The organism is Stenotrophomonas maltophilia group sp. RNC7 (assembly GCF_030910085.1).
Classification (GTDB): Bacteria; Pseudomonadota; Gammaproteobacteria; order Xanthomonadales; family Xanthomonadaceae; genus Stenotrophomonas; species Stenotrophomonas sepilia.
Genome location: NZ_JAVFVN010000285.1, coordinates 1 through 319 on the forward strand (window position 1 = coordinate 1; position 319 = coordinate 319).

Annotated in this window: 1 protein-coding gene; it reads right to left on the bottom strand. The window is 61.1% G+C overall.

The genetic code is table 11. The features are described 5' to 3' along the window. Positions 1 to 118 precede the first annotated feature (118 nt). Positions 119 to 319 (bottom strand): hypothetical protein (locus tag RCF13_RS04170; protein WP_308140892.1); only part of this gene is annotated, 201 nt, incomplete at its 5' end.

Sequence of the window (319 nt, forward strand, 5' to 3'; positions counted from 1 at the left end):
CGCTTGAACCGCGCCCGCTCCTCGCGTGCGATTCGTTCGGCCGCCATCTGTTGTATTGCTATGGTTTGATAGATATTGGGGTGAGTGATCATGAGCGTTGCTCCTCGGTACGCCGGGCCTACAGTTCCGGCTGTTCGTTCAGATACTCGACCGAGCCGTCGATGTGGGCCATGAATGCATCGAAAGCCCGCATCAGCTCGTCGGTGGCGGTCTGCACCGATCCATCGATCTCGATCCAGGGAACGGCCAGCGACGCGGCCCGCTCGCGTAGCGTGGCGAGCCTGCTTTTGGTGCGTTCGGCCATGGCCTTGGGACGAAT